This is a genomic window from Caldifermentibacillus hisashii (genome assembly GCF_039654145.1).
Lineage (GTDB): Bacteria > Bacillota > Bacilli > Bacillales > Caldibacillaceae > Caldifermentibacillus > Caldifermentibacillus hisashii.
Map to the genome: position 1 here is coordinate 1,103,298 of NZ_CP155467.1, position 25,028 is coordinate 1,128,325.

At 34.2% G+C, this 25,028-nt stretch carries 21 protein-coding genes and 1 pseudogene; 15 read left to right on the plus strand and 7 right to left on the minus strand.

Translation table 11 applies throughout. The features are described 5' to 3' along the window. The first annotated feature begins 340 nt into the window (after positions 1 to 340). From NSQ14_RS05180 to NSQ14_RS05195, 4 genes are all read left to right on the plus strand, one after another. Positions 341 to 3,838 (plus strand): hypothetical protein, encoded by a 3,498-nt coding sequence (locus NSQ14_RS05180; protein ID WP_095142607.1) that lies wholly within the window; start codon positions 341 to 343, stop codon positions 3,836 to 3,838. Next, positions 3,829 to 8,634, plus strand: coding sequence for a DEAD/DEAH box helicase (locus NSQ14_RS05185; RefSeq protein WP_346216960.1), 4,806 nt, complete (start codon positions 3,829 to 3,831; stop codon positions 8,632 to 8,634). Before NSQ14_RS05180 ends, NSQ14_RS05185 begins: the two co-directional genes overlap by 10 nt. A 435-nt stretch (positions 8,635 to 9,069) precedes the next feature. After that, on the plus strand, positions 9,070 to 9,231 hold the full coding sequence (locus NSQ14_RS05190) for a hypothetical protein (RefSeq protein ID WP_197057076.1): 162 nt from the start codon (positions 9,070 to 9,072) through the stop codon (positions 9,229 to 9,231). A 144-nt stretch (positions 9,232 to 9,375) separates the two neighbouring features. After that, complete coding sequence (locus tag NSQ14_RS05195) at positions 9,376 to 9,531, plus strand: hypothetical protein (RefSeq protein WP_346208519.1); 156 nt, start codon at positions 9,376 to 9,378, stop codon at positions 9,529 to 9,531. A gap of 68 nt (positions 9,532 to 9,599) precedes the next feature. Here the strand turns inward: NSQ14_RS05195 and NSQ14_RS05200 are convergent, their stop codons facing one another. Next, entirely contained in the window at positions 9,600 to 9,995 is a 396-nt protein-coding gene (locus NSQ14_RS05200; protein WP_034768763.1) for a helix-turn-helix domain-containing protein, read from the minus strand. Positions 9,996 to 10,147: 152 nt separating this feature from the next. Here NSQ14_RS05200 and NSQ14_RS05205 point away from each other — a divergent pair, with 152 nt between their 5' ends. Then, positions 10,148 to 10,546, plus strand: a complete 399-nt coding sequence (locus tag NSQ14_RS05205; RefSeq protein ID WP_255601893.1) for a type I restriction-modification system subunit M N-terminal domain-containing protein — start codon at positions 10,148 to 10,150, stop codon at positions 10,544 to 10,546. Here NSQ14_RS05205 and NSQ14_RS05210 read toward each other — a convergent pair. Further along, positions 10,511 to 10,777 (minus strand): type II toxin-antitoxin system RelE family toxin, encoded by a 267-nt coding sequence (locus tag NSQ14_RS05210; RefSeq protein ID WP_176458886.1) that lies wholly within the window; start codon positions 10,775 to 10,777, stop codon positions 10,511 to 10,513. The two genes, NSQ14_RS05205 and NSQ14_RS05210, sit on opposite strands and share 36 nt — an antisense overlap. After that, the gene (locus tag NSQ14_RS05215; protein WP_041846975.1) at positions 10,770 to 11,000 is read right to left on the minus strand and encodes a hypothetical protein; all 231 of its coding nucleotides are present in this window, start codon (positions 10,998 to 11,000) and stop codon (positions 10,770 to 10,772) included. The genes NSQ14_RS05210 and NSQ14_RS05215 overlap by 8 nt, the downstream gene beginning before the upstream one ends. Positions 11,001 to 11,155: 155 nt before the next feature. Here NSQ14_RS05215 and NSQ14_RS05220 point away from each other — a divergent pair. The 3 genes and pseudogenes from NSQ14_RS05220 to NSQ14_RS05230 form a co-directional block, all read left to right on the plus strand. After that, positions 11,156 to 11,466, plus strand: a pseudogene (locus NSQ14_RS05220) (type I restriction endonuclease subunit R); the annotation flags it as partial. 347 nt (positions 11,467 to 11,813) lie between these two features. After that, positions 11,814 to 13,577, plus strand: coding sequence for a hypothetical protein (locus tag NSQ14_RS05225; RefSeq protein WP_227138745.1), 1,764 nt, complete (start codon positions 11,814 to 11,816; stop codon positions 13,575 to 13,577). 489 nt (positions 13,578 to 14,066) lie between these two features. Continuing rightward, positions 14,067 to 14,279, plus strand: a complete 213-nt coding sequence (locus NSQ14_RS05230) for a YdbC family protein (RefSeq protein WP_341287455.1) — start codon at positions 14,067 to 14,069, stop codon at positions 14,277 to 14,279. 599 nt (positions 14,280 to 14,878) lie between these two features. On the opposite strand, the gene NSQ14_RS05235 is transcribed toward NSQ14_RS05230, so the two are convergent. The 3 genes from NSQ14_RS05235 to NSQ14_RS05245 form a co-directional block, all read right to left on the minus strand. Further along, a complete protein-coding gene (locus NSQ14_RS05235; protein WP_346208319.1) occupies positions 14,879 to 16,315 on the minus strand; it encodes a carbon starvation CstA family protein in 1,437 nt (478 codons plus the stop codon). A gap of 459 nt (positions 16,316 to 16,774) precedes the next feature. Beyond that, positions 16,775 to 17,137, minus strand: a complete 363-nt coding sequence (locus NSQ14_RS05240; RefSeq protein ID WP_244996829.1) for a metal-dependent hydrolase — start codon at positions 17,135 to 17,137, stop codon at positions 16,775 to 16,777. Positions 17,138 to 17,148: 11 nt separating this feature from the next. Next, positions 17,149 to 17,274, minus strand: a complete 126-nt coding sequence (locus NSQ14_RS05245; protein ID WP_341287457.1) for a hypothetical protein — start codon at positions 17,272 to 17,274, stop codon at positions 17,149 to 17,151. Positions 17,275 to 17,615: 341 nt separating this feature from the next. On the opposite strand from NSQ14_RS05245, the gene NSQ14_RS05250 reads away from it, so the two are divergent. From NSQ14_RS05250 to NSQ14_RS05275, 6 genes are all read left to right on the plus strand, one after another. Then, complete coding sequence (locus NSQ14_RS05250) at positions 17,616 to 17,918, plus strand: rhodanese-like domain-containing protein (protein WP_095141370.1); 303 nt, start codon at positions 17,616 to 17,618, stop codon at positions 17,916 to 17,918. 66 nt (positions 17,919 to 17,984) lie between these two features. After that, on the plus strand, positions 17,985 to 19,679 hold the full coding sequence (locus tag NSQ14_RS05255) for an FAD-dependent oxidoreductase (RefSeq protein ID WP_346208320.1): 1,695 nt from the start codon (positions 17,985 to 17,987) through the stop codon (positions 19,677 to 19,679). 292 nt (positions 19,680 to 19,971) lie between these two features. Further along, a complete protein-coding gene (locus NSQ14_RS05260; RefSeq protein ID WP_041846969.1) occupies positions 19,972 to 20,232 on the plus strand; it encodes a metal-sensitive transcriptional regulator in 261 nt (86 codons plus the stop codon). Between the two features lie 353 nt (positions 20,233 to 20,585). Further along, entirely contained in the window at positions 20,586 to 20,945 is a 360-nt protein-coding gene (locus NSQ14_RS05265) for a rhodanese-like domain-containing protein (protein WP_041845519.1), read from the plus strand. A gap of 118 nt (positions 20,946 to 21,063) precedes the next feature. Further along, the gene (locus NSQ14_RS05270; protein WP_041845520.1) at positions 21,064 to 21,297 is read left to right on the plus strand and encodes a glutaredoxin family protein; all 234 of its coding nucleotides are present in this window, start codon (positions 21,064 to 21,066) and stop codon (positions 21,295 to 21,297) included. A gap of 275 nt (positions 21,298 to 21,572) precedes the next feature. Continuing rightward, the gene (locus NSQ14_RS05275) at positions 21,573 to 22,334 is read left to right on the plus strand and encodes an RQC-minor-1 family DNA-binding protein (RefSeq protein ID WP_346208321.1); all 762 of its coding nucleotides are present in this window, start codon (positions 21,573 to 21,575) and stop codon (positions 22,332 to 22,334) included. A gap of 216 nt (positions 22,335 to 22,550) precedes the next feature. Here NSQ14_RS05275 and NSQ14_RS05280 read toward each other — a convergent pair whose 3' ends face one another. After that, entirely contained in the window at positions 22,551 to 23,912 is a 1,362-nt protein-coding gene (locus NSQ14_RS05280; protein WP_216408569.1) for a methyl-accepting chemotaxis protein, read from the minus strand. Positions 23,913 to 24,323: 411 nt separating this feature from the next. On the opposite strand from NSQ14_RS05280, the gene NSQ14_RS05285 reads away from it, so the two are divergent. Continuing rightward, a complete protein-coding gene (locus tag NSQ14_RS05285) occupies positions 24,324 to 24,950 on the plus strand; it encodes a GNAT family N-acetyltransferase (RefSeq protein ID WP_251241207.1) in 627 nt (208 codons plus the stop codon). The last annotated feature ends 78 nt before the right edge of the window (positions 24,951 to 25,028 follow it).

Sequence of the window (25,028 nt, forward strand, 5' to 3'; positions counted from 1 at the left end):
AGGTGTTACGTTTTATCGGGGAGCAAACCGAATCTTAAAAATAGTTAATAAAGTGAATAGTCTTAAAGTAGAATTTAATGTGCCGGTGACAAAAGTGGAAGGTCTTACTATCCTAACAAAAGAAGAAGCCAGAAAAAAAGATGGGTATGCCAATATATGAAGGAACAAGCTTGGACACTGTCATCAATCTCATTCAAGAGGCAAAGGATACGTTTATGAAAAAAGTATTAAGGGAAGATTATAGTATTCAAGAATAATAGCCAAACCACTTAAGAATGTTGGAAAAATATGACCAAATCAAATAGAAATGTCGACAAAGGAAATTACAGGAGGGGGTTTAATGAATGTATTTAAAGAAGGAAGTTCATTAAGTATGTTGAATCATGAGCTGGCAATGCGAATTCCAAAACACCAGTTATTAGGGGATTTACCATTATCTTTAAACGATTTTCACTATCTGGCTGCAAAACTAAAAGAATTATTTTTTGGAACTAAATTTCAGATTAATAATAAAAGTGAGTATGAAGAATGTTTTGCGGTATTTGTTGTCTTTTGTGCTGTTTATGAATATGATCAAAGAAAATTTTGGGAGCCAGTTGAAAAATATCTTGGAGAACTGGGACAATACAGCCGGACTGAACTGTATGATATTTTTTCACATGTATTAGAAAAATTCCACTTAAACAAATTTGAGAATGAAAGCGAAGAAGGGTTTAGATATGTAACTCCCATTCTATGTCACGCAGGTATCCCAATTAATGGGCTTGATAGCTATTTTGAGGCGATAAGTAATACGATTAATGATCCTTTTTATGATGATTTTGATGTCGATGATTATCTCGCTTATTTTAAAAATAAGGCTGAGGTTACAGTTAGAAGATATTTAAAATTAGCTGACAAGAGAGACGCATATAATTTTATTCAAAGCACACGAAAATTAATTTTATATGATTCGGATGATGAAGATGGTGAAATTGATACGGGAAACTATATCCGAATGATTGGACAAATTTCAAATTGGAAAGAAAAACCGAAAGTTAAGAAAAGCTTACAAGCAAGAAAAAAAGTTCAGATTACCGCACCTAAAGTAAAAATAGACCTTGAAGGAGTTGGGGTTTATTGTGAACTACCTCGTATCGTTGTCAAAGAATGTTATGATCCATACCTTATTTGGGAAATCTCAATGGATGGATCGACGTATTATATAAAAGCTGATTTTTTAATTAGAAATGGGGTTTTCGTATCTGAAGAAAAGATATATGCACTGAAGCCGGCCAACACATATATGATCACATTGAAAATTGATGATGAGGTTATTTCAAAATGGGATATACAAGGAGTAAATCATTCTTATATCGCCTTTGAACATAATGGGAATTTAATTAAAAAGCAAACACTTCCCAATTATTCCGTTATTTTAATATTAAAGAATAACCGTAAAATACTGGATAAGGGGAATTTACCGATATTTGAATTTCCGCAAATTCCTCTATGGTTTGATTACAATGTATATAGTATTGATTTATCAAATACCCAAGTACTGCGTTGTACACATTTCAATATTCCTGTAAACTCAGAAGATAAGCCTGTTCTTATCGGAGGAAAGACACTTTTTGATCAAGAAAATTCAAGAACCTATACTAAATTACCTAAAGTAAGGGTGCCTGTAATAAGTGATGGAGATTGGCATTTAGTTATAAAATATCAATTTGAAAACACAGTGTTTCAGAAATTAAATGTAATTGTTAAATCCGGACATTCGGAAATCCTACTCAATGAATATATTGAAAAAGATGCTTTTGGCCAATATGAAATAAAAATCTGGAATAGAACCGGTTTTAATGAAAAGTTTTTCATAGAATTTGTTCCCAATAGTAAAATTTTATTTAATCAAAACGACTATTGGCCACATAATGTTTATGGTTATAAAAATAATATACAAACAATACAAACAAGTAAAGAAGTTGAAATAGACGTTTATAATGCAGAAAAAATTAATGAAATCAATAATGGTGACAACATAGTCTATAAATTTAAAACAAGGGAAAAAGATCGTTTCTTAATTGGCGAGTATAAATACTATTGTAATGGAAAAGTTTTTAAAACGCCTTTAAAATTGAGCATACTTCCAATTGCATGGGGAATTATTGAAGATGAAAATGAAGTTATTGAATACGTAAGCAAAATGTATACATTAACAAAGGAGGATTTTACCAATTCCACTGACCCATATTTATTATTTGCATTCGGTTTTCATCAATTCCAAGACATTCAAAAGATAAAATTACAATTAATAGATACGGACTTACAAATAATTTTGGAAAATGAATTTCAAATTGCATATAAGGAAGGTTTAAGAATACCATTAAATCCCTATTTATTTGAAATCCGGAATAATAATGGTGCTTCCCATTTGGACTACAATCTTTGGGTGTCATTAATAAATAGTGCTGAAGATATAGCGGCAAGTTTTATTGTAGCCCGTTTCCAAAATGAAATGGTGATTCGCAATTGCAAACTTACACAAATTGAAAATGAAGTGATTATTGACTGGGAGGAAGAAGGGACAAAGACCGGAAGAGAAATTGTCATGGTAAACTTTGTGAAACCTTGGCATCCCCCCTATCATTTTAAGGTTGATGATAAAAAGACTAGATTAAAAATAAATATTAATCATCTTAAACCGGGAATTTATAAGTTTTTAATCCAAAAAGAATCAGAAAACCTATTCTTTGATGAGATTGAAGCAGACATATGTACTTTGAGTAATTTCCAAAAAGGCATTATAAAAGGAAGAACAGAAGAAGATACCTCTCCTATGGAAAAAGTACTAAGCGAAATATTGAAAACGAGGTTTTTAAAAGCTAAAGTTACCAGTAAACGGTTATTAAAATTACAGAATGATATTAAAAATCTTTCAGTACAGATGCCGGAAGATATGAATATGTTATCTTATGCATATATTTTACACAACCGTTTCCCTCCAAAAAGGGTGGATAAACGAGTTATTTCAAAAATTTTTGATTCGGTGTTTGATTTATTTTTTGATAATAAAAATGAAGCATTTCGTTATGTTTTAGATAGTAAGTTTTCGAATGACTATAAAAAACAATTATTGCAAAAATGTTATTGTATCAATCTTACTTGTAAACCAAAAATCAATGAAATACAGATGCAAACGCTAGCTAAAGTCGATGAGGATGCATATGGATTTATTCAATTAATTCAATCAGAGAATAAAGTGTTTGGGTTAAATTGGGCAGGAATTTCTGATATACGTATTTTAAAAGAAGAAGATTTATTTGGTGAAGAAAACCATTCATTTCTTTCTGAGGAAAATCTAGGGAAAAATCTTTATATTGAGCAATACTTTCAATATCTTTATCAATCAATACAGCTTCCAAGAAACCTTTCAAAGAGTACGGCAGACTTTTTACGAGAATTCCAAAATCAACAAGATGTGCAAGAGACAAAAATTTTTGGCAAGACCAGGCTTCAATTACTTGTTGAATGGAGGGAACAAACAAAAAAAGATTTAAATCACGTGAAAGAACAATTGGTAGAAGTATTAAACATCTGTTCCGATACCCATTTAAAGAAACAATTTATGGATGTGTTTCAAGCATTATCGAAACGAAAAGAAGCTGATGAAATCGGATACTATATTGGTTTAATTGCATTATATGCCTCATTTATTCGCAACGGCCTAATGTCAGAAACGAAGGAGTTTCGAAAACTACTAGGCTATACTATCGAAAAATGTAACAAGTTATACTATCGCGATTCCATTATTATTGAATTATATATGCAAAAGGAGCGGGGATATACATGGGTTTAAATCCAATTACAACGACTAAAAAAATTAAAGAGGACTATGTCGAATACTTAAGTTCAATGTTTTTCTTTCAAGATAAAGATTTAATGAATCAGGCAAAAAAAATGCTTGGGGAAGAAGGAAAATTTGTTAAAGGTCCATTTATAGAAATTACTCAACCTTTTATTAAAGGGAAAAATTTAATGGAATTAATCGCTAATGGCGTCATTTCCGAAGAATTTTTTGCTTTAAAAAATCATTTTCCTCTTGAACGGCCGTTACACATACACCAGGAAACTGCTATTAAAAAGGTTGTTGAAGGAAGAAATATTATTGTGGCAACAGGAACGGGTAGTGGGAAGACCGAATGCTTTTTATTACCAATTCTCAATGAACTAATGCGTGAAAAAGAAGCTGGAACATTAACGGATGGAGTCCGGGCATTATTGCTTTATCCGATGAACGCCCTTGCTAATGACCAGATTGCTAGATTAAGGGATATTTTAAAAGATTATCCATATATCACTTTCGGTAGGTATACGGGTGAGACAGAAGAGGAACAGAAAAAAGCAGAGGAGCTTTTTTATAAGACCAACCCTGATGTTGAATTAATACCAAACGAATTAATTTCAAGACAACAAATGAGAAAAACGCCTCCGCATATTTTGTTAACAAACTATGCCATGTTAGAATACCTACTCTTACGGCCAAAAGACAATGAATTTTTCTCTGGTGAAAATGCCAAGCATTGGAAATTTATCGTTCTCGATGAAGCACATATATATAACGGAGCAAAAGGAACAGAAATTTCTATGTTGATTCAAAAGTTGAAAGAGCGGATATCTCACTATCAACACAATCATTTAACTTGTATTGCGACCAGCGCGACATTAGGTGGTGGAAAAAATGCTCGCAAAGAAGTAGCCAAATTTGCAACCGATTTATTCCATGAACCCTTTTATCCGGATGATATTATTGAATCAAAGCGGGTTGATTTAACGAACCGGAAAATTCATGGAGTAAAAAGAAGCAGTAAAGAATATACAGGGTTAGAGAGAACGAAAGATAACATAGCGTTATATAGTTTTTTAAAAGATGATTTGAATGTAATCCAATTACAAGAGATATTACAAAGCGAGCCGCAATTATTAAGTGATTTAGCTAGAAAGTTTTTTGTAAACGAAAATCTTTCCAATCAAGCAAGATTAGAAGCGATTGTTCAACTCGTAAATCTATGTGCAATGGCAAAAGAAGATCAAGAAAGTATGCCATTGCTTCCTGCTAGATACCACGTGTTTGTTAAAGCATTAGAAGGTGCATATGTATCGCTTTATAAAAAGAGATTATTATTTTTAGATAGAAGAAAATCATATAAATTGCCGGATGGAAATGTGGTTGTAACTTTCGAACTGGCCAATTGCCAAAGATGCGGTCAGGAATATATTGTTGGTCTGACAAAAGATGAAAAACTTGAGCATGCTGATGCTGATGTAGATATTGAAGGAATGAACAGGCGTAAACCGGAATTTTACATGTTGAGTAAACCTGAAGAGGCTATGCATACAATTTCAGTTGATGATGATGAATTAATTGTTGTTGGAAGCGATAAAGCAAAAGAAATTGCTACCGATGAATATATTTTGTGTACTGCTTGCGGTCATATTGAACAGGCTGGAAAAAAACGACAAACAAATTGTTGCAATTTTCCCGAAGAGAAATATATAAAAGTACTAAAATTAAAAATTGCTGAATATACCGTAAATACATGTTTGAAATGTGGAAATCACACACCAAATATAGTTAAACAGTTTCTAACAGCGGATGACCCGGCAACGGAAGTTTTGACAAGAGCATTATATCCTTGCATACCACCAAATAAGCAACTTTTAGAAGAGGATGATTTCTTTCGTAGTAGTGAGTCAATTGATGAGAATTTATTAGGTAGAAAATTATTAGTTTTCTCAGACAGTCGGCAAGAAGCGGCATTTTTTGCATCCTATTTGCAAGCGAAGTATAACAATGTTCTATGGCGGCATTCCATTATCCAAGTGATTAATCAGCTCCAAGAGTATGATGATATTCGAATTGATAGTTTGACGAACGCAATTGTGAAGTATGGAAAACAAAAAAATCTTTTTGAACCTGGTTTAGACGATATTGAAAAACAGAAGCTTATCCAAACTATCTTGATAAAAGAATTTATGAACTCAGAACGTCAGATTGGTCTTGAAGGACTAGGATTGATTTCATTTGTCCCTGAGAAACCGAATAAATGGTCCAATCTCAATATAAACAGCGTTGGAATTCATAATGAATTAAATTTTACAATTGATGAGTTATGGGAAATTTATAAGGTATTATTCAATACGTTAAGAGAATTGAATGCAATAACACTACCCGACTTAGTTGCAATTACAGATCCGGCCTTTTCTCCAAGAAATCGGGAAACTTATTTTAAAATAGAGGCTGAGCATAGCTCACTTGGGAATAAAATTCTTGGCTGGCTACCAAAAGATAAATCAATTAATAGAAGGCTTGATTTTATCCAAAAAATGTATAGGCAAAAAGGCTATTCAAAAGAAGAAGTTGAACAGAAGGCAAGAAGGCTCTTAAAACAATTGGCAACAAGTAATTTGTTTGATAAATTTTGGGTTCGAGATGAGTACATTACTGAAACTGCAATAGCTAAAGAAGGTACTGTTTATAAGCTTAACTATAAGAAATGGCAAGTAAAAAAACCGGAAAAATTATTCATTTGCGACAAATGTGGAAGCATCGTATCAAGTAATATAAGGGGAATATGCCCAACTTTTCGCTGTGAAGGAAGTTTAGTTGAATATGAAGAGGGCATGAACAGATTTTCATATTATAAACAATTATATTCAAAGATGAAACCATTACCCCTCATTGCCCAAGAACATACAGCCCAATTAACAAGTGAATATGCTTCCAGACTACAAAACCGTTTTGAAAAGGGCGAAGTGAATGTACTAAGCTGTTCAACTACATTTGAGATGGGGGTAGATGTTGGACAATTGGAAGCTGTTTTTATGCGAAATGTCCCGCCGGAAACAGCAAATTATATCCAGAGAGCAGGACGTGCCGGAAGACGTACGGAATCAACGGCATTTTCCCTTACCTATGCAAAAAGAAGATCACATGATTTAACATACTATCAATTTCCGGAAAAAATTATTAAAGGAATGATTAAGCCTCCATATATTGAGATAAACAATGAGAAAATTGTACTGCGGCATATATTTTCTGTTGTATTTGCCTGGTTTTTCCGTAAGTATGAAAGTTATTTTGGTACGGTAGATGATTTCCTGAAAATTTCAGGAGAAGGTGGAAAAAGTGCCGTCCAAGTATTGAAAGAAGTGTTACATGAACGGCCAGAAGAAATTTTACAATCATTAAAATTTGTTGTCCCTAAATCTCAAAGTATTCAAGCATTTGTCGATCTTGATAATTGGAAATGGGTGGATTATCTCGTTAAAGATGGTGAAGGTGCACTAGTCATTGCTGAGGCAAATATAAAGGAAATAATTGACGAATTGGAAGAAATAAAAAGGAAATTGGACAGTGAACGAAGACCGAGTGACAGTATTTTAAAAATACAAAATACGTATCTTCAAAAGAATGTGCTAAGCTTTTTGTCCTCAGCTAATGTATTGCCGAAATATGGATTCCCTGTGGATGTTGTTGACTTGGATATTCTTCATAATAGTGAGAATGCAAAATTAGTGAACATTTCTAGGGATTTAAAATTGGCTATTTCAGAATTTGCTCCAGATTCAGAAATTGTAGCCAATAAAAAAGTATGGAAGCCCTATGCATTAAATATGAACAAAACGAAAGGCTGGCCGGTCCAACAGTATGCCATTTGCAAACATTGTGGGCGATTATACGCATATCACGTTGACTTAGGTACACCATTTGAAGATAGGGAGGAAAAATGTTGTAATGAGCCTTTAAACTATTTTTATTATGTCCAGCCCGTTTTTGGATTTTCTACAAGGGCAGATGAGGCTCCTGGAAATCCGGGTGAGCGAAGGAAGGCAAAACCAATGCCTTCAAGGGTAAAATTTGATACGTATGTAGATGAAGACTTAGAACTAACAGAGACATATCAAAAAGAAGTTGAAATCGGACCACATAAAATAGATGTCAAATATTCTTCAAGAGGAAAAATGGTCATTGTCAATAGTGGTGGAGGAAGAGGATACTTAATTTGCAAAAAATGTGGTTATATTATTCCAAAAACATTTGAAAGTAATAGCAAGAAAACAAAACAAAAAAGTGAGCATAAGACAAGACTAGGTAAAAAATGTGAAAATACAAAATATTTATATCATGTTCATTTAGGTCATGAATTTATTACGGATGTTGTTGAAATAAAGTTGCCGCTTATTGATAAAAAATATAACCAAACGAGCTTTTGGCCGTCTCTTTTATACTCAATCATGGAAGGGGCGAGTATGGAACTTGGCATTGCTCGAAATGAAATTGGCGGAACATTATATCGGGCAAGTGGAGAGGATCTCATTAATACGTCCATCATTTTGTATGATGATGTTCCCGGTGGTGCAGGTCATGCCAAGAAAATATCTAAACAATTAATTGGAGTCTTGGAAAATGCAAAAATAAAGGTGGCAGGTACATGTGGGTGTGCAGAAGATACAAGCTGCTACGGTTGCTTAAGAAGTTTTGAAAATCAGTTTTATCATGATATTTTACAAAGAGGAATTGCATATGAATATTTATCTGATTTATTACAATATGTAAGAATAAATGAAAGAATTTTAACACATCATTCTTAAAAATAATTAGCCTGTCTTCTTTTTACGACAATGCCTAAAATTTTGGGGACAGGTAAGTTATTTAATGACAAAAATGGAATTGGACTGGTTTTTTAGGGCATAAATCTATATGGATATCTTATAAATGATTTGGTTAGCGGGCTTGGATTATAGGCTAAAAAGTGCCTGATCCTAGTAAATAGCAGGTACTGAAAAATGTTGTAACATTCATGCTTTTATATATCGCTTCTGATTTCTCTTGCTCATCCAGCGTGAGTATCATTATTTCAGCAATTTTTCCAACTGAATAACCTTTACGGAAGTTAACCTGTATGGAAAATAAAATTTTGCTAGAATAGTTGAAAAATATTCCTGGACTTAAATGGTTGTTTTTGTCAACATGATAAAAATTACTGTATAATATACATGGAATGAAATTTATTTGAGGTGGTTTATATGACTGCTGAAGAAATTTTAAAAGCAATTATAGAAATGGATAACAGCGAACGAATAAAATTATTGAATAAGTTATACGATCGCTACTTTGACAACAGACCTCCAAGAGAACAAATTATAAAAGAGAAAGAAGAAATTTTTTGGGGTACTGACGATGACTAGAACTGGGAGACGTGGCGAAATATGGACCGTTGAGTTAAATGGTAAGAGAAGACCGGTTGTTATTGTGACAATGTAGCTGCAGAACTAGATCATTTAATTGCGACTGTTACTAGCAAGCAGATTCGAAATGAGTTTGATGTTGTTATTGAATATTGGGAGGAAGCTGGCCTAGACAAGCCTTCTGTAGTCAGGTGTTCAAAATTAAATACATTACATTATCAAGAATTATTATTTAAAATTGGAAAATTATATGAAAGTGATTTAGAAAGGGTATTAACTACCATTAGAAATTATTTTTAACTTTTTGTCTCCATAAGTCATCCTAAGTCAAAACAGCTACAATGACACTCAAGGTCACTGTAGCTGTTTTAGTTTTTCTTCTTTTTTCCATCCATTGTTTTAAAAAGTTCCTTCGTTGTTTTTACTACATATTTAACCTCATCTAGTTCTCGTTCCTTCAACATGGAATAATGGCAATCCAACAACAGTGATTTGTCCATGATTTCATTTTCCCTATCTTCTTCAATGATTTTTTTGAAATCAAAAAATTCTACGGGTTTGACTCCTAAAGCCTTGATAATCATTTCTAAAGTTTCTAAAGTAGTGTTTTGCTTCCCGGTTTCGATTTCAGAAATGCGTGATTTGCTAAAACTCATTTGACCTGTATTTTCTGCCACTCTATCCGCAACGTCTTGTTGAGAAAGCCCCTTTGCTTTTCGAATTGCTTTGATTTGTGTGCCAATTAGTCCCTTCAAATTCGTCATTATTTCACATCTACCATAAATGCTAGAGAAAAAGCCAAAAAAAGGAGATACCAATATAGTGGAATATTATTAAAAAGTTCCGTTATAATGGTACAATTGTAATAAAAGTATAAAATTGGGGGTCTGTACCCGTTTATTAAGAGGAGATCGAAATGATTCATTTTCAAGATAAAGTAAGTTTCATCTGGTCGATTGCAGAAATCTTAAGAGGACCATATAAGCCGGAAGATTATGGTAAAGTTGTTCTACCCCTTGCCGTGTTGCGCCGGTTTGATTGTGTTCTAGAAAGCACAAAAGAAGAGGTGCTGACGAGTTCCGAAAAATTTAAACACTTAAATGAAGATGCGCGTGAACCAATATTGAACCGAGTAAATGCGGTCAATTTTTATAAAAAGATGAAGAAAAGTCTCGGTAATAAACGAAATGAAATTACCGATGAGCAAATAGAAGAAATTGTTCGTCTGTACGGAGATTTTAAAGAAGGTGATCGTCACTGCTGTACGTACTGCAAAATATCATTTGTAAATATCTCCACGGGGTCCGAGGTCTAAAACAATAATAATCAATGTATCATTATGTACCCGATAAAGTAAGCGGAGGGATCCAATACGAATTCGATAATCATCATGTTCGGATCCCTCTAATGGTTTTACATTTGGAATAGCATATGGATTTTCCCGAAGTTGATTAATCACATCTTTCACTTTATTCTTTAATTTCGGTGGCAATTTCTCGTAATATTTAGCTGCAGGTTTCCTTAATTTTACCTTGTATTTAGACATGGAGATCATCCCAATCAATGAGATCATCGTTTTTAATATCGTGTTCAGCCTCTTTTAAAATCTTTTTTTCCTCTTCACTTAAAGGTGAATTATCAGCTTCCACGGCAATTTTTTTTTGATTATCTTTTTCAAGCACAACTTTAATCAAATCATACACAAGTTTTGTATCTTTATCATCAATCAGATCTACAAGAAAATGAAGGTCCTCCTTGCGAATACTCATTTTATCACCTCTTAAAAGGTTTCTTTCTTCTTAATTATACACTATTTGTTATGTTAACACTAAAATTAGTGAACAGTGCCGGGCAATATTCAGTTTTTAAACGAGTAAGGACCAAGGAACAGGGTTTTATGTCCCAGTTTGCCCCTGTAAAAGGCGAAAAGGTGCGGCTTTCCACAATTGTTGAAAAACTTAATGAACGGTTTGGAACGGACTTTACCGAAACCGACTTCCTATCCCGTGAACAAGTGAAAAAAGATATGTTAAAAAGTGAAGACATTCAAGAAAAAGCCAAAAACAACACGAAAGAAAACTTCAAATTCGCTTTCGAATAGTCATTTATGGATTTCATCATCGACCGCATGAGCAGCAACGAAAAATTCTTCATGCAGATCTTGGAGAATGAGGAATTTCGGAATTTTATCATGGAGACATGATGAATGAGGTGTATGCGGAAGTGAATGGGTAAACATTAGAACAAAGGCTGTCCGTACAGAATAAAGGGGCAGCCTTATTTTTAAGAACGAGGTCCCTAAAAGATTTATTTACGGTGAAGGAATTGGTTTGCTTTTGATAAAAAATTGTTTTCTCAAATTAATATAGAAACAAACGTTCTTTTTAGGTATAATAAAAAGGAGCTTATCCGCTGGGTTGGGTTTCAACCTCAAGACCAGCGGGGCTCCTGTATTATCAATAATATTATATGTTTGATTCAATTAAAGTATACTATATTTGGTTCAATTCATCAATAAAAAGTAGACTTTTTTTATTATATACGTTTCTTAATAAATTTTCAATAAAAAGTTGGGGGTTAAGATGGAGAAGAGCTTGAACAATAAAGATATATTAAAATATGGTAATTTTAATAAAAACCAAGTGTTCTTTATTCAAAGATGGTCGGAGATGCTAAATATACATACACACAGTAAATATGCTGTACGATATTTAAATTCTCACCAAGCATTAAAAGAACTCCATTATGTTTGTAAGGGAATGATTGAGGGGACAATTAAGAAAAATGATAATCATCTAAAATTGGTATTTAAGGAAGTAAAGAGAGTATTGAGTAGTGATCAAATTTTTAAGGAAAATGCACCATCTCATTTTCAAATTCTAGATAATACTCTTCAAGGAATACCAAAAGCAGATAATATACCAAAACTTTATTCAATTATCTTTCAAATAGAATATGCAATTAATTATATTGAAGACCAATACTTAACATGGATTATTGAGAAACTGCAACAAGTCCTATTATCTGATGATGAAAATTTTGAGATGATAGATAATATTCTTCAAACTTTAGCAAGTGAATTACTAGGCAATGGATGGTCATTACAGGCATTATATTCGGTTGTTCATGAGGGGATATTTAAAAATAATCTTACTGTTCAGGGGAAATTTAATGAAATACTTAATAGGTTTAACAAATCTCCTGAACCTTATATCTTTTTATTTACTTTCAAAGGTGATATATCAAAAGAAATAATCTCGTTATTAGAAAAATTGAATGTTGAATTTATAACTGGGGAGGAAATAATTGAAACATATAAAGATTATAAATTAGATAAGCACATATCAGTAGATAAGATTTATGTTAGAGTTATTTTGGAAAGCTATGATGTATATACAGGTGTAAACAATGCTTGGCAAAAAGTCGTTGGAAGTATAGAAGTACTTAATTTTTATGGCTATAATATACCTGACTTTGATATTGCTCCTATAATTTTATTACCACAAACACCAAAATATATTAGAAATGTTAAGGTGGATCTTTTAGCTAAAAGGAAAAAATTCAGAGCACCAATTACAATGATGAATCGAGTTATAATGCAACTCAAAAATGGTGATGTTGAGGTAAATCGTAAACTAAAAAGCTTGTATGAATTTACTAGGATAAGTGATGAATCTCTTTCTCCCCAATCTACATTTATAAACCTATGGATAGGAATTGAGTCTTTTGCTCAGTCAAAGGAATTTGATGGTGGTATCGAAAGTGTAAAAACAGTTATTGCATATACCTCTACACATAACTATTTATATAGTATTATTAGAAATTTTTTAGAGGATTGTAATCGATGTAAAATAGAAATAAAATATGATGGACAATTAATACGTATAGGAAGATTACAAGCGCAAGAGGCGTTAGATTATTTTTGGGATGAAAAATTTGTTGAAGAAATGAAAAAAACTTGCACAGAATTAAATAGTTTATTATTTTACAGATTTATAGAGTTCATAAGTATCCTAAAAGATGGAAAAAAATGTGCTGATTTATTAGAAAAACATAAAATAAATATCCAACAACATGTGCACAGACTTTATCGAATTAGAAATTCAATTGTACATTCTGGTGAGTTGCTTTATAACACAAATCTATTTATAAAACATCTCTATGAGTACATTGAACAAGTTATGTCTGTCGTTATAAACCGTCTGGAATTAGTGTCCAATATAACATTAGAACAAATCTTTGCTCAAGTTCGTGATAGTGTTGATGCCACGATTGAGACACTAAAGAATAGTAGGTTATTAGAAAAGGACACATACATTAATCTGGTATTAAGAGGAGCATTTTAAATAACTATTAGAATTGTAAATTCTTTTAGTCATCAAAATAACATTATCATTCAGTCATTTATGGATTTCATCATCGAAGCAGTATAGAAGAGACGTTCAAAAAGAAAGGTGTGAAGAATACAATGAAACTTTCATTTGATGGAAGTCTAATTACTGTTCCTATAAAAGTTCCTTATAGAAGGAAATCTATAGAGATAATTACTTTAAAAACGAATTGACTTTATCAGTAATTAAGGTATTATACTTTCAAGGGAAAAATCGGTTCGCCAGGTTTGTAATTGGGATTTAGATTGGTAAGCATGGGGCATGTTAATGGAAGGAGTAGCAGCAAATTGATTACCAAAAAAACTCAACTTAGTGAAGAAGAATTCAAAATTTGAATGGATGATTTATGATAGCGTTTTGGATATTATCTTCTAGGCAACACTATGAAAATATTGGGTAATTTCAACACCACTAACTATCTAAATAATGAAGGAGATATTTTCTATGGCAGAATTAAAATATGAAATCGTTGAACATATTGGTGTGCTTTCGGAGTCATCAAAAGGTTGGACGAAAGAATTAAACGTCATTAGTTGGAACGGAAAAGAGCCGAAATATGATTTGCGTGATTGGGCCCCGAACAAAGAGAAAATGGGAAAAGGAATCACTTTAACCCAAGCAGAGTTAGAGGTGCTTAAAAGATTGCTTCATTCATAATTGATAAAGAAAAAATTAATCGGATCTTTTATTCACCAAATAAGGGAGTTAACTAAAAGTGAACGAACTACTAGTATTCGGTGATTTACATAAATAACTGTGCAAACTTGGCCAAATAGAAGTTGCGATTCCAGGAAGTAGCTTTGCCTTAGGGGATAACCGGCTTGGCTGGAGAGGCAAGAGGAGATTTGCAACTTTACATGGAGATAAAAAGTACCAATGCTTAATCCTTCATGTTGACCCGGAGAACCCTGAATCTACAAAAGGGAAGACCATTCAAAAGGAAATCCAAGAAATATTAAAATTTGATATTAAAGAAATGAGAAGTTTCAGCATGAAAAAACATGAAGTTTATATTCCGCTTGAATGTATTGATTCAAAGAAAAATTTCGAGCTACTAAAATGTTTTATTAAGAAACTATATGGAGTGGCTTATAGAAAAGTTGAAAGATGAGCACTCATTTTAAAAAGTAGTATTTCGTATTTTGTCCAATCTAATAATTAAATGCCCCGTTCTTGAACACCAAATGGTATCGGTGACTATTATAACCAAAAGAAATTGGCTGCCCACCGTAATCGGGAGCAGCCGTTGTTTCGTATTATGCCGCTTCTTCGTCAACGTTTATACTTTCTTGATGGTTAAGGCGACCTTTCCAATAAAAATAACCAATTGTAGCAGCTGTTAAAAAAATCCCGATGATAAATGAAAGGTTTAAATCCAACCTAAATCCAATTTGCGCATTTAGAATGTAGACAAATACCATATACGTAATAAAAACGGCCGGTATAAACGCAATCCAATAATTTCTCTTTTTAACATACAAGTACATAGCACCAATCCAAAGAGCAAGTGCAGCGGTTCCTTGGTTCGCCCAAGAGAAATAGCGCCATAGGATGTTAAAATCAATTTGTGTTAATACAACAGAAATTGCAAATAAAGGCAGTGCAATAAATAAACGTTTTGCCAGTTTGTTTTGTGGTAGTTTAATATAGTCTGCAATAATATTTCGAGCTGCACGGAAAGCAGTATCGCCGGAAGTAATCGGTAATACAACTGCACCCAAAACAGCAATCGTACCTCCTACAGCACCGAGTAAATAAACAGACACTTCATTCACAACAAGTGAAGGAGTACCTTCAGCAATCATTTCCTTTAACGTCATTCCATCAAAAATGGCCATTGTAGCTGCGGCCCAAATCATGGCAATAATACCTTCAGCAATCATCATTCCGTAAAAAATAAAGCGTCCTTCTTTTTCACTCTTTGTTGTTCTTGAAATGATTGGCGATTGCGTAGCATGGAAACCGGATAGGGCCCCACAAGTTATTGTAAAGAATAACATTGGAAAAATTGGTATGTTGTCCGGATGCATATTCGTTAAAGATAATTCCGGAATTTTAGCTGCATCTCCACTTACAAACATACCAACCGCTACGCCAAGGGTTCCTATTAATAAAACGGCACCAAAGAATGGATAGAGGCGACCGATAATTTTGTCAATCGGTAGAACTGTAGATAATAAGTAATAAAAAAAGATTGCACCAATAATTACTCCTAAAGCAACTTTTTTATCAATTAAAATATGAAGCATGGAAGCAGGCGTTGTAACGAAAACGGTACCAACGAGTAATAATAATAACAGTGCAAATGCATTAACTACGTGCTTCGATGCTTTTCCTAAAAATTTTCCTGCAAGTTCCGGGATATGTGCACCTCTGTTTCGGATAGAAATCATTCCTGTTAAATAATCATGAACGGCACCGGCAAAAATGGAGCCTAAAACAATCCACAAAAACGCCACCGGTCCGAATAGCGCACCCATAATTGGACCGAAAATTGGTCCTGTACCGGCAATATTTAATAATTGGATGAGCGAGTTTTTTGTCTTACTCATTGGCACATAATCCACCCCATCTGCATTCGAATAGGCTGGCGTTTTTCGCTCGTAATTTGGCATAAATACTTTTTCTACATATTTACCATAAGTGAAGTACCCTAATAGTAAAAGTGCAATTCCCCCAAAAAATGTTACCATTTCTTCATCCCCTTTGCTGTTAACTATTTGAAATACAATCCCCTAAGAATTTGAAACGTGACATTCCAATTAGTCTTTTCCGGAAAAGCAACCCACCCTCTCTAAATTTGTAATTAAGTTATAAATAGTAATAAGATTAATTACTATAACTTAGAATCCCCGAATTCTTAAAGCAGAATCGAATTCACCAACTATTGTAAACGGTTACTAATGTATTTGACAAGAAAAACACACCGAGACAGTTCGTCGTCCCAAGTGCAATTAATAAACCGGTCTCCATGTTAGTCCCTGTTTTACTATGTCGATAGGATAAAATTTGAGATAGTTTATACAGACTCCTAGAAAATTTATAGGTATTATAGAAATCGACAACAGTTAACGAATAATGTTAACTGAATAACATATAACATTCCATACGGTGGATAGAGAATTAGATCTTCCCGGTACGGAATGTGTCAATTATAAATAAATTTGGTAACCGGTATAACCAATCAATAGAATAAGTAACAGGAAAAAACTATGTTCAAACAGACCGCCAGTTTTAACACCAAATGGAATGCTTACCCGAGTTTTTAGCGGCCAAAGGAGTTTCACACCATCTACCGTCAGCATATCAAGAACAATATGACTTATAATGCCAAGCATGATTCCGAATTCCAATGATTCCGGTAATGAAAAAATATGAAACAGCCAATATCCTAATATTAAAAATAGCAGACTATGTGTAAACGTCCGGTGTCCAAAAACAGAACTGATCATATCATCAATAATAGGAACGGCTCTGCCAATCTTTGAACCGGTATGATCAATATCGGGTACCATTGCTCCAAAAATTAATCCGCAAAAAAGAGAACATCCTCATCAACTGAACCAACATAATGAAGATAAAGTGTTCCGGCTGCAATCCCTCCAAGTATGTGTGTTTTACCTTGGTTAATAGGAAAGTATAAATTTTTCAATTTCTACTTTCCTAACGCATAAGTGTAACTACGGCTCTGCCATCGCCTGAAGGCTCGGCAGTCGCCAAGTTTTCTTTACATAATCAAACCTCCGATGTTATTTAAAACCTTAGTATGTATTTGACACTGAATAAGACTACCACGCAATTGTACCTTGAATCAAGGGTATGATCCAAGAATCATCAGTTCAAATCGGTTGACAAAATTACCCCACCCGGTATATGATTGTCTTGTGATTATAGATATAAGTAGTTATTACCCGAAAAAAATACCCGCGGGGGTAATTTTCCTGCACCCCGTCAAAAAAATCAACCTATCACAAATTATTTGGAGGTATATCAATGAAAAATATTACTGCAAAACAGTTGGAAGAGAAATTAGAAAGGGGAGAAAAGGTAAATATCATTGATGTTCGCGAAGATGATGAAGTCACTCAAGGCATGATTCCCGGAGCAAAGCATATCCGCTTGGGAGATTTGCCAAATTCCTTAAGTAACCTTAATAAAAATGAACATTATTACATTGTTTGTCATGCCGGGGGAAGAAGTGCGATGGCATGTGAATTTTTAGTCGAACAAGGCTTTGACGTAACCAATATGCTTGGCGGAATGATGGCTTGGCAAGGAGATATCGTGGAACCCTAACAAAATACGTACGAGAGCTATAGCTTGATTTTCTACATTAACTAAATTTGAAAAGAGGTATACAATATGAGAGGAAAAATTTTAGTAGTCGGGGGCGTAGCTGGTGGAGCTTCGGTTGCCGCCAGAGTTCGCAGACTTGATGAATATGCGGAAGTGATTATGTTCGAAAAAGGACCGCATGTGTCTTTTTCAAACTGTTCGCTCCCATATCATTTAAGTGGGATTGTAGAAGATAGTTCCAAATTAGTTCTCATGTCACCGGAAGTGTTCAAAAAAAGATACAATATTGAGGCAAGAGTCCATCATGAAGTCGTAAAAATTAATCGAGACAGAAAAACGATTACAGTAAAAGATTTACTATCCGAAAAAACATATGAAGAAAGTTATGATAAATTAGTGCTTTCACCCGGCGCTTCACCAATTCGACCAAATATTGAAGGAGTAAACCAGCCGCATGTTTTTACAGTAAGAAATGTAGTAGATATTGACCATTTAAATACGCATATTAAACAAAACGGGATAAAAAATATTGCTGTAATCGGTGGCGGATTTATTGGAGTTGAAGTGGCGGAAAATTTGATACTTGCCGGTTACCATGTATCATTAATTGAATTTGCCAATCAAATGATGACACCATTTGATTACGATATGGTACAAATTCTCCATAAAGAGATGGTTGACAACGGCATCAATCTAATTGTCAATGACGGTTTAGCAAAAATAGAGGAAAACTATATAGTAACGAACTCCGGTAAGAAAATCGATGCCGAAACAGTTGTATTGGCTATTGGAGTTAAACCGGAAATAACGTTAGCGAAAGATGCCGGTCTTGAAATAGGTGAAACGGGAGCTATAAAAGTTGATGCGAACTATGTAACAAGTGACAGGGATATTTATGCTGTTGGAGATGCGATTGAAGTTTATCATAAAATTTTGCACAAACCAACAAGATTAGCGCTTGCAGGACCAGCCCAAAAACAAGCAAGAGCTGCTGCCGACCATATATATGGAAATATGAACAGACAAAAAGGTGTTATTGGTTCATTCTCTATTCACCTATTTGATTTAAATGCGGCTGCAACTGGTTTAAATGTGCGAACTGCTGAACAAGCGGGGATTCAATGTGATTCAGTTTACGTAATGCCGGGGGATAAGGTTGGGCTAATGCCAAACAGCAATCCTATGCACTTTAAATTAGTCTATGAAGTTCCCACTGGAAGAATTCTAGGCGCACAAGCAATTGGTAAAGGGAATGTTGATAAACGGATTGATGTGATTGCAACGATGATTACCATGAATGGGACGTTAGAGGACTTGAAAGATTTGGAATTAACATACTCACCGATGCTCGGAACTGCAAGAGATGTAGTGAACCATGCGGCAATGGTTGCATTGAATCTATTGCATGGCGTCTATCGTGAAGTGAAAGTTTCAGAGGTTCGAAAGTTAGTGGAAGGTAACGCATTCATCATTGATGCACGCGAAAAAAGTGAATATAATGCAGGTCATTTAAAAAATGCAATTAATATTCCATTAAGTGAGTTTAGAGAGCGAGTGGATGAAATTCCGAAAGATCGTCCGGTTTATATTCATTGTCGCTCCGGTCAGCGTAGTTATAATATGGTAATGGCACTTCAGCATTTAGGGTATACAAATGTGTATAATATTTCCGGTTCTTATCTTGGTATCAGTTTATATGAGTACTGTAATGATTTAGTGACCGGAAGAGAAAAAATCGTAACCGAATATAATTTTAAATAATAGGATTTAACCTTAAGGGCAGTCCAAAAATTCCTTTATCGAAATGTAAAGAGCAGAGTGAGTGCAGCCCGTGGGATAATTTCCCGTCATACTTCTTGATTGCAAAACAATCGAAACTTTAAGGGAACAGTGTGTTTTTTGGATAGTACTCGTAGTATTATTGCTTTATCAGGTGTATTTTCATGAAATCAATGAAAAAGTCAAAAACAACACGTTTGCTGCTATTACGGATTCGCGAAGCTTTTAAATGGCATCGCAAATAAGAACGGCTCTTAGAAAGGAGGGAGAATAATTGCAGTATAATAAATCTGTCGTAAACCGGCTAAAAAGAATTGAAGGTCAAATTAAAGGTGTTTTAAACATGATTGAGCAAAATAAAGACTGTAAAGATGTGGTCACCCAATTATCAGCTTCTCGCAGTGCCATCGATCGGACTATCGGTTTAATTGTCAGCTTGAATCTAGAACAATGTGTTCGTGAAAATATTGAAAAAGGAGAAAGCACGGAAAAACTTGTAAAAGAAGCGGTCGAATTACTGGTAAAAAGTAGATAAAGTTCATCAATTTTTCAGCTAATAGGAAAGTAAAAATTTTTCAATTTCTACTTTCCTAACGCATAAGTGTACAAGGAAAGCTTCGCGGGAATACATCGCAGCCGAAAAAATTTTATATTAATTTGGTGACTAGAGAGGATTCGGTAGCATTACCTCGCAAGCGAAAATGTTTTTTCGCTGACTACGTCTCTTTGGTTGCCTAAAGGACCAGACGCCCGAGTTTTCTTTACAACTTTTAATACCTATGCGGGTATATAGGGGTGACAAAAAATTTACACGATCGCATTTCAACAATTATGGACAAGGATTAAACATAATTTTTCGTATAAAATATGCAAATATGGAGAGATACAATGGAAATTTTACAATGGGTGTTAATCACTTTGCTTGCTTTAATTATTATTCGTCGATTTTTACCGGTGAAAGGTATCACAAATATTTCAGTCGAACAAGTGAAAGAAAAATTTAGTGATAAAGGGGTTCAATTTATCGACGTCCGTACACCTGGAGAATATAAAGCAAATCACCGGCCGCAATTCATTAATATACCCCTTTCAGAATTGCCAAGGAAATTGAACAAACTTGATAAAAATAAAGAAGTTGTTGTTATTTGCCAAAGCGGTATGAGGAGTACAAAAGCAGCGAAAATCTTAAAGAAACAAGGTTTTCAAAAAATTTATAACGTAAAAGGCGGCATGAGTGCTTGGCATTAGAGAGGTAAGTGAATATAGCAAAATATCAATTTCACGGGTACACGGTAATTTACTGCTGTCTTATCTTTAGCAGTTTCAATACCCCTATATGTATAAAATTATTCAAGGAGGAATTTTTATGGAAAATAAAATAACGGTTTATACAACAACACATTGTCCTTATTGTACAATGTTAAAAAACTTCTTAACTCAACAAAATATCCCTTTTAAAGAAGTGAATGTAGAGAAAGATCCAATCATGATGCAGAGACTTGTCAACCAAACCGGTCAATTCGGTGTACCTCAAACGGAAATTAACGGTAAATGGATAATCGGATATGATCCCCAACGTATCATGGCAGCCTTAAACTAAAACCCGGTACAAGGGGTCAGGTTCCTTAAAGAATTAACAATACTAGAGTTTTATCTTTAATTATGACAATAACAGATGATATCAGGAACCTGTCCCTCCCTTGAGTTTACTTTTTGAAAAAGATTTGACCTAAAGGTAGTCAACAAGAACAACAGATGTTCTGTCATATGGAATGCCTTAAAAAAGCAATACCAAGCAAATTTCCTCTATATGTTGCTGGGCTTAGGGACCATGAATCTGTCCCAATATACCACGAATAGGAGATGCTCACCAAAATGAAAATCAATAAGAATACCTTAACCGTAGATGAGAAGTTGGCTATTTTAAGAGCAGCTGATGAAATTATTGGACAAGGTGGCCGAACAATTCTTGCCAAAATATTAAAAGGTTCCCGTGATAAAAAGGTTTTGGTACTAGGGTTAGATCGATGCCCGGTATATGGTTATTTTAAATCAGAAAAAATAGCAGATATTACAGAAAAAATAGATTGGATGATTGATCATGACTTTTTGGATATCGAATATTTTGGAAAGCTTCCAATGATTGTTTTTACAGATCGCGGCTGGAAAATTGAAGCAGATCAAAGAGCGGATGAATTATTATCTGAATGGGATTTATGGATAGAAGCGGGGAAACCGATACCAAATATGGAGTATTTAAAAGATCGTAACCGACATATGATCTTTTTGTTTTTAGATAAAATTAAAGAATCAGGCGATGATAAATACATACCTTATTTGGAAGCTTGGGAAAAAGTCGATTACAAAAAAGTAAGGGGGAAAATCCGCAAAACGATAAGTGCAATCGAATCGAATGCACCGATTGATAATATCGCAGTACAAAAAAGAAAGGAAGAGATAGAACAATTATTAAATGGTGCTGCACCACAAGACCTTATCCTAAAATGCTGGGAATGTGGAAATCGGTTTGTCTTTACGGTTGGTGAACAAATATTTTTCAAACAAAAAGCTTTTCAATTTCCCAAAAGATGTCCTAAATGTATAGATAAAAAACGTATAGAGTTTTTAGATTTTTAGAGGGATTTGAATATTAATGATTGACACCCAAAAAGATTTTTTAAAACGAAATATGGTATCCATATAGGAAAAAATATTGTGTCTTACAGAAATATTGGTTTTTTTGGGAGCTTGCCATATTGATACTTTCATGATTAAAGATTTTGAAATTCATGTAGGGATGTTGTCTTACAGCCGAAAAAGGCAGAAAACACTTAGGGACAATACACCTGTCCCCTAGTTAATCGTCACATCTGCACCAAGAACACCGATAATTTGATTTTCCTTATATATGGGAAAAGATACACTTATACATGGTTTCTTTGTTAATGCTGAAAAATAAACTTCGGAAACGTAGGGATTTCCCGATAAAGCATGTGTGAACCAAGGGCGTGCTTTTGCATTGATCAATGCTGCTTTTGGGTTTGAATAGATGAATGTTCCATCAACATTGTTTGTCCAAATTGCTTCTAAGTCCGGATTGTTTTTAAGTATGTCATCAAGTAGTCTTTTATGGGTAGAAAAACTCATGTCTTGTAATTCTGTCATTTGTAACAGGTCAGTCAGGTTGCTCTTAATTTTTTCAATGAGCGCCGTATCCACCGGCTGGAATTCACTTCTATCATGATGAACAAGCTTTTGCAATTCATTTGATGTTGTTGTAAGGGAATCACTAATCGATAGGATTTGTCTGACACTTTCATGTTGTTTGTCCATATCTTCATGAACGACGATAACATGTTCTTTATTTTCAATGGATAATAATGAGATTTGGTCTAGTAGATTCGTAATTTCCTGAACGCTTTCTGTTTGTTGATCAACGGCAGTGGTCGAGTCAAAAACCATATTTGTAATTTGACTTAATTTCTCTTTAAAAGATTCTAAATGATGAAGAACGTTTCCAAATTCTATTGTGCCGGCTTCCACTTCCTTTGCTTCTCTTTTAACCATTTCTGCGGAACGTTTAATTTCTTCTTGTATGTAATAAATATTTTTTCGAGAATCTTCAACTGCTACAGAGGTTTGGTTAGCCAGTTCTCCCACTTCATTGGCAACAACAGAAAATCCCTTTCCGGCATCGCCAGCTCTTGCTGCTTCAATGGCGGCATTTAAGGCTAAGATTTTTGTTTTTTGTGAGATGGCACCGATTGTATGAACAATTTCATGGATATGATCGGATAGCTTCACTAATTGATTCATTTGCTTCAATAAAGTTTGATGACTCATTCTTAGCTCTTCGAATTTTCCTTGAAGTGCTTGAAGAGAATCCCATGAGTGTTCGATCGTCTTCTCGGATGTTTTACAAGTTGATAATATTTCCTGTGAGGAAGCAGAGATATGCACGGCCGACTCCTCAATAGAATGCATTTTGTCGGCCACCCGGTGCGTATAAGTGACTGTTTTTTCACTATGTGCTAATAATTTATTCGTGCTGTTTTTACTGGAGGAAGAGGTCATTTCTAATTGCATAGTGGCAATTTTTACTTGCTCTACCACACCTTTTAGTTGATCAACCGCCACTTGTATTTGACCTTCAAAATTCTCGGTTTCTTCTATTTTTTCTTCAATTTTATTAATCTCCCGTTTGAAAAATAGCAATTGAACACCCTCCATATTCATGTTAATTTTATTTACATTATTATAGTATAAAATTTAACATTTGGAAAGTGCGGGGAATAAGTACTACCTCCAATGAATAGAAATAATGACTCTTGTTGGATGTCGGAATAAGTAAAACGATGCTTTTTGCAAAAATTGACTGTACCCGATAGTATATAGGCATAGTCAGGTTAATGCACCTATCCTCATCCCCTCTATGTAAAAGGTAATCTTTGTTAATGTGATATAATAAATAGGCCGTCTTCCGCGACTCTCAGAAAAGATAGGGGGGAAGATGGGCAACTTTTTCCTGATAAAATTTGAGTAATGGTACAGGGTCCGTGTACCGGATAGATTATTGTTTATGAACAATACACCTGTCCCCAGAATCGAAAAAGGAGAATAGAAAAAGTGAAAAAGAAGAAACAATTATCTTATGATGATTATTTTGAAGAAATATTGGCATCGGAATTGATATTGCGAGCGGCTGTAAAAAATGACGCAAAACCGGCAGCGGAACTCATTCGTGTGGCTAACGGAGATATAGCGGAATTACTAACAGGAAAAACAAAACCGCAAAATGTTCGTGACACCCTTGCTTTATATTTCCGGGAAGATATCAATCGGTTTAGCTACAAAAATATTTGGATTGCTAGTGTCATGGATAAAGTGGCAGGTCTCGTGATTACCTATCCGGGTGAGGATGCAGCCCGCTTGGATGAAACGATATTAAACAGGCTAAGAAAAAAACAAGGAAACCCCTTAAAATCCTTTGATCAGGAAGCTGATGAAAAAGATTACTATATCGATACCTTAAGTGTACACCCAAAATTTCAAGGGCACGGGATTGGTACAGCGCTCATTAAAAAAGCAGAAACAGTTGCAAAAGAAAAAGGCTATAAACGAATTTCTCTAAATGTGGCACACGGAAATGTTTCTGCCAAACACTTATACAAAAAATTGGGCTACACTGAAGAAAAGGTGATTCAAATTAACAAGCACAATTATGATTATATGGTGAAAATATTAGGTGATTAAGATGAACTCTAATTACCTGATCTTCAAAATTTATTAGGAAAAGAGATAACCTATTGTATTTTGCAATAGAAAAGTGCA

Excerpts from the sequence above, each read along its gene's own strand:
- NSQ14_RS05275 (WP_346208321.1), top strand. The coding sequence starts at position 21,573 with ATGAAAATCAATAAGAATACCTTAACCGTAGATGAGAAGTTGGCTATT.
- NSQ14_RS05250 (WP_095141370.1), top strand. The coding sequence starts at position 17,616 with ATGAAAAATATTACTGCAAAACAGTTGGAAGAGAAATTAGAAAGGGGA.
- NSQ14_RS05255 (WP_346208320.1), top strand. The coding sequence starts at position 17,985 with ATGAGAGGAAAAATTTTAGTAGTCGGGGGCGTAGCTGGTGGAGCTTCG.
- NSQ14_RS05185 (WP_346216960.1), top strand. The coding sequence starts at position 3,829 with ATGGGTTTAAATCCAATTACAACGACTAAAAAAATTAAAGAGGACTAT.
- NSQ14_RS05225 (WP_227138745.1), top strand. The coding sequence starts at position 11,814 with ATGGAGAAGAGCTTGAACAATAAAGATATATTAAAATATGGTAATTTT.
- NSQ14_RS05270 (WP_041845520.1), top strand. The coding sequence starts at position 21,064 with ATGGAAAATAAAATAACGGTTTATACAACAACACATTGTCCTTATTGT.
- NSQ14_RS05230 (WP_341287455.1), top strand. The coding sequence starts at position 14,067 with ATGGCAGAATTAAAATATGAAATCGTTGAACATATTGGTGTGCTTTCG.
- NSQ14_RS05190 (WP_197057076.1), top strand. The coding sequence starts at position 9,070 with ATGACTGCTGAAGAAATTTTAAAAGCAATTATAGAAATGGATAACAGC.
- NSQ14_RS05235 (WP_346208319.1), bottom strand. The coding sequence starts at position 16,315 with ATGGTAACATTTTTTGGGGGAATTGCACTTTTACTATTAGGGTACTTC.
- NSQ14_RS05205 (WP_255601893.1), top strand. The coding sequence starts at position 10,148 with ATGATTCATTTTCAAGATAAAGTAAGTTTCATCTGGTCGATTGCAGAA.
- NSQ14_RS05210 (WP_176458886.1), bottom strand. The coding sequence starts at position 10,777 with ATGTCTAAATACAAGGTAAAATTAAGGAAACCTGCAGCTAAATATTAC.
- NSQ14_RS05240 (WP_244996829.1), bottom strand. The coding sequence starts at position 17,137 with ATGGTACCCGATATTGATCATACCGGTTCAAAGATTGGCAGAGCCGTT.
- NSQ14_RS05180 (WP_095142607.1), top strand. The coding sequence starts at position 341 with ATGAATGTATTTAAAGAAGGAAGTTCATTAAGTATGTTGAATCATGAG.
- NSQ14_RS05265 (WP_041845519.1), top strand. The coding sequence starts at position 20,586 with ATGGAAATTTTACAATGGGTGTTAATCACTTTGCTTGCTTTAATTATT.
- NSQ14_RS05200 (WP_034768763.1), bottom strand. The coding sequence starts at position 9,995 with ATGACGAATTTGAAGGGACTAATTGGCACACAAATCAAAGCAATTCGA.
- NSQ14_RS05215 (WP_041846975.1), bottom strand. The coding sequence starts at position 11,000 with ATGAGTATTCGCAAGGAGGACCTTCATTTTCTTGTAGATCTGATTGAT.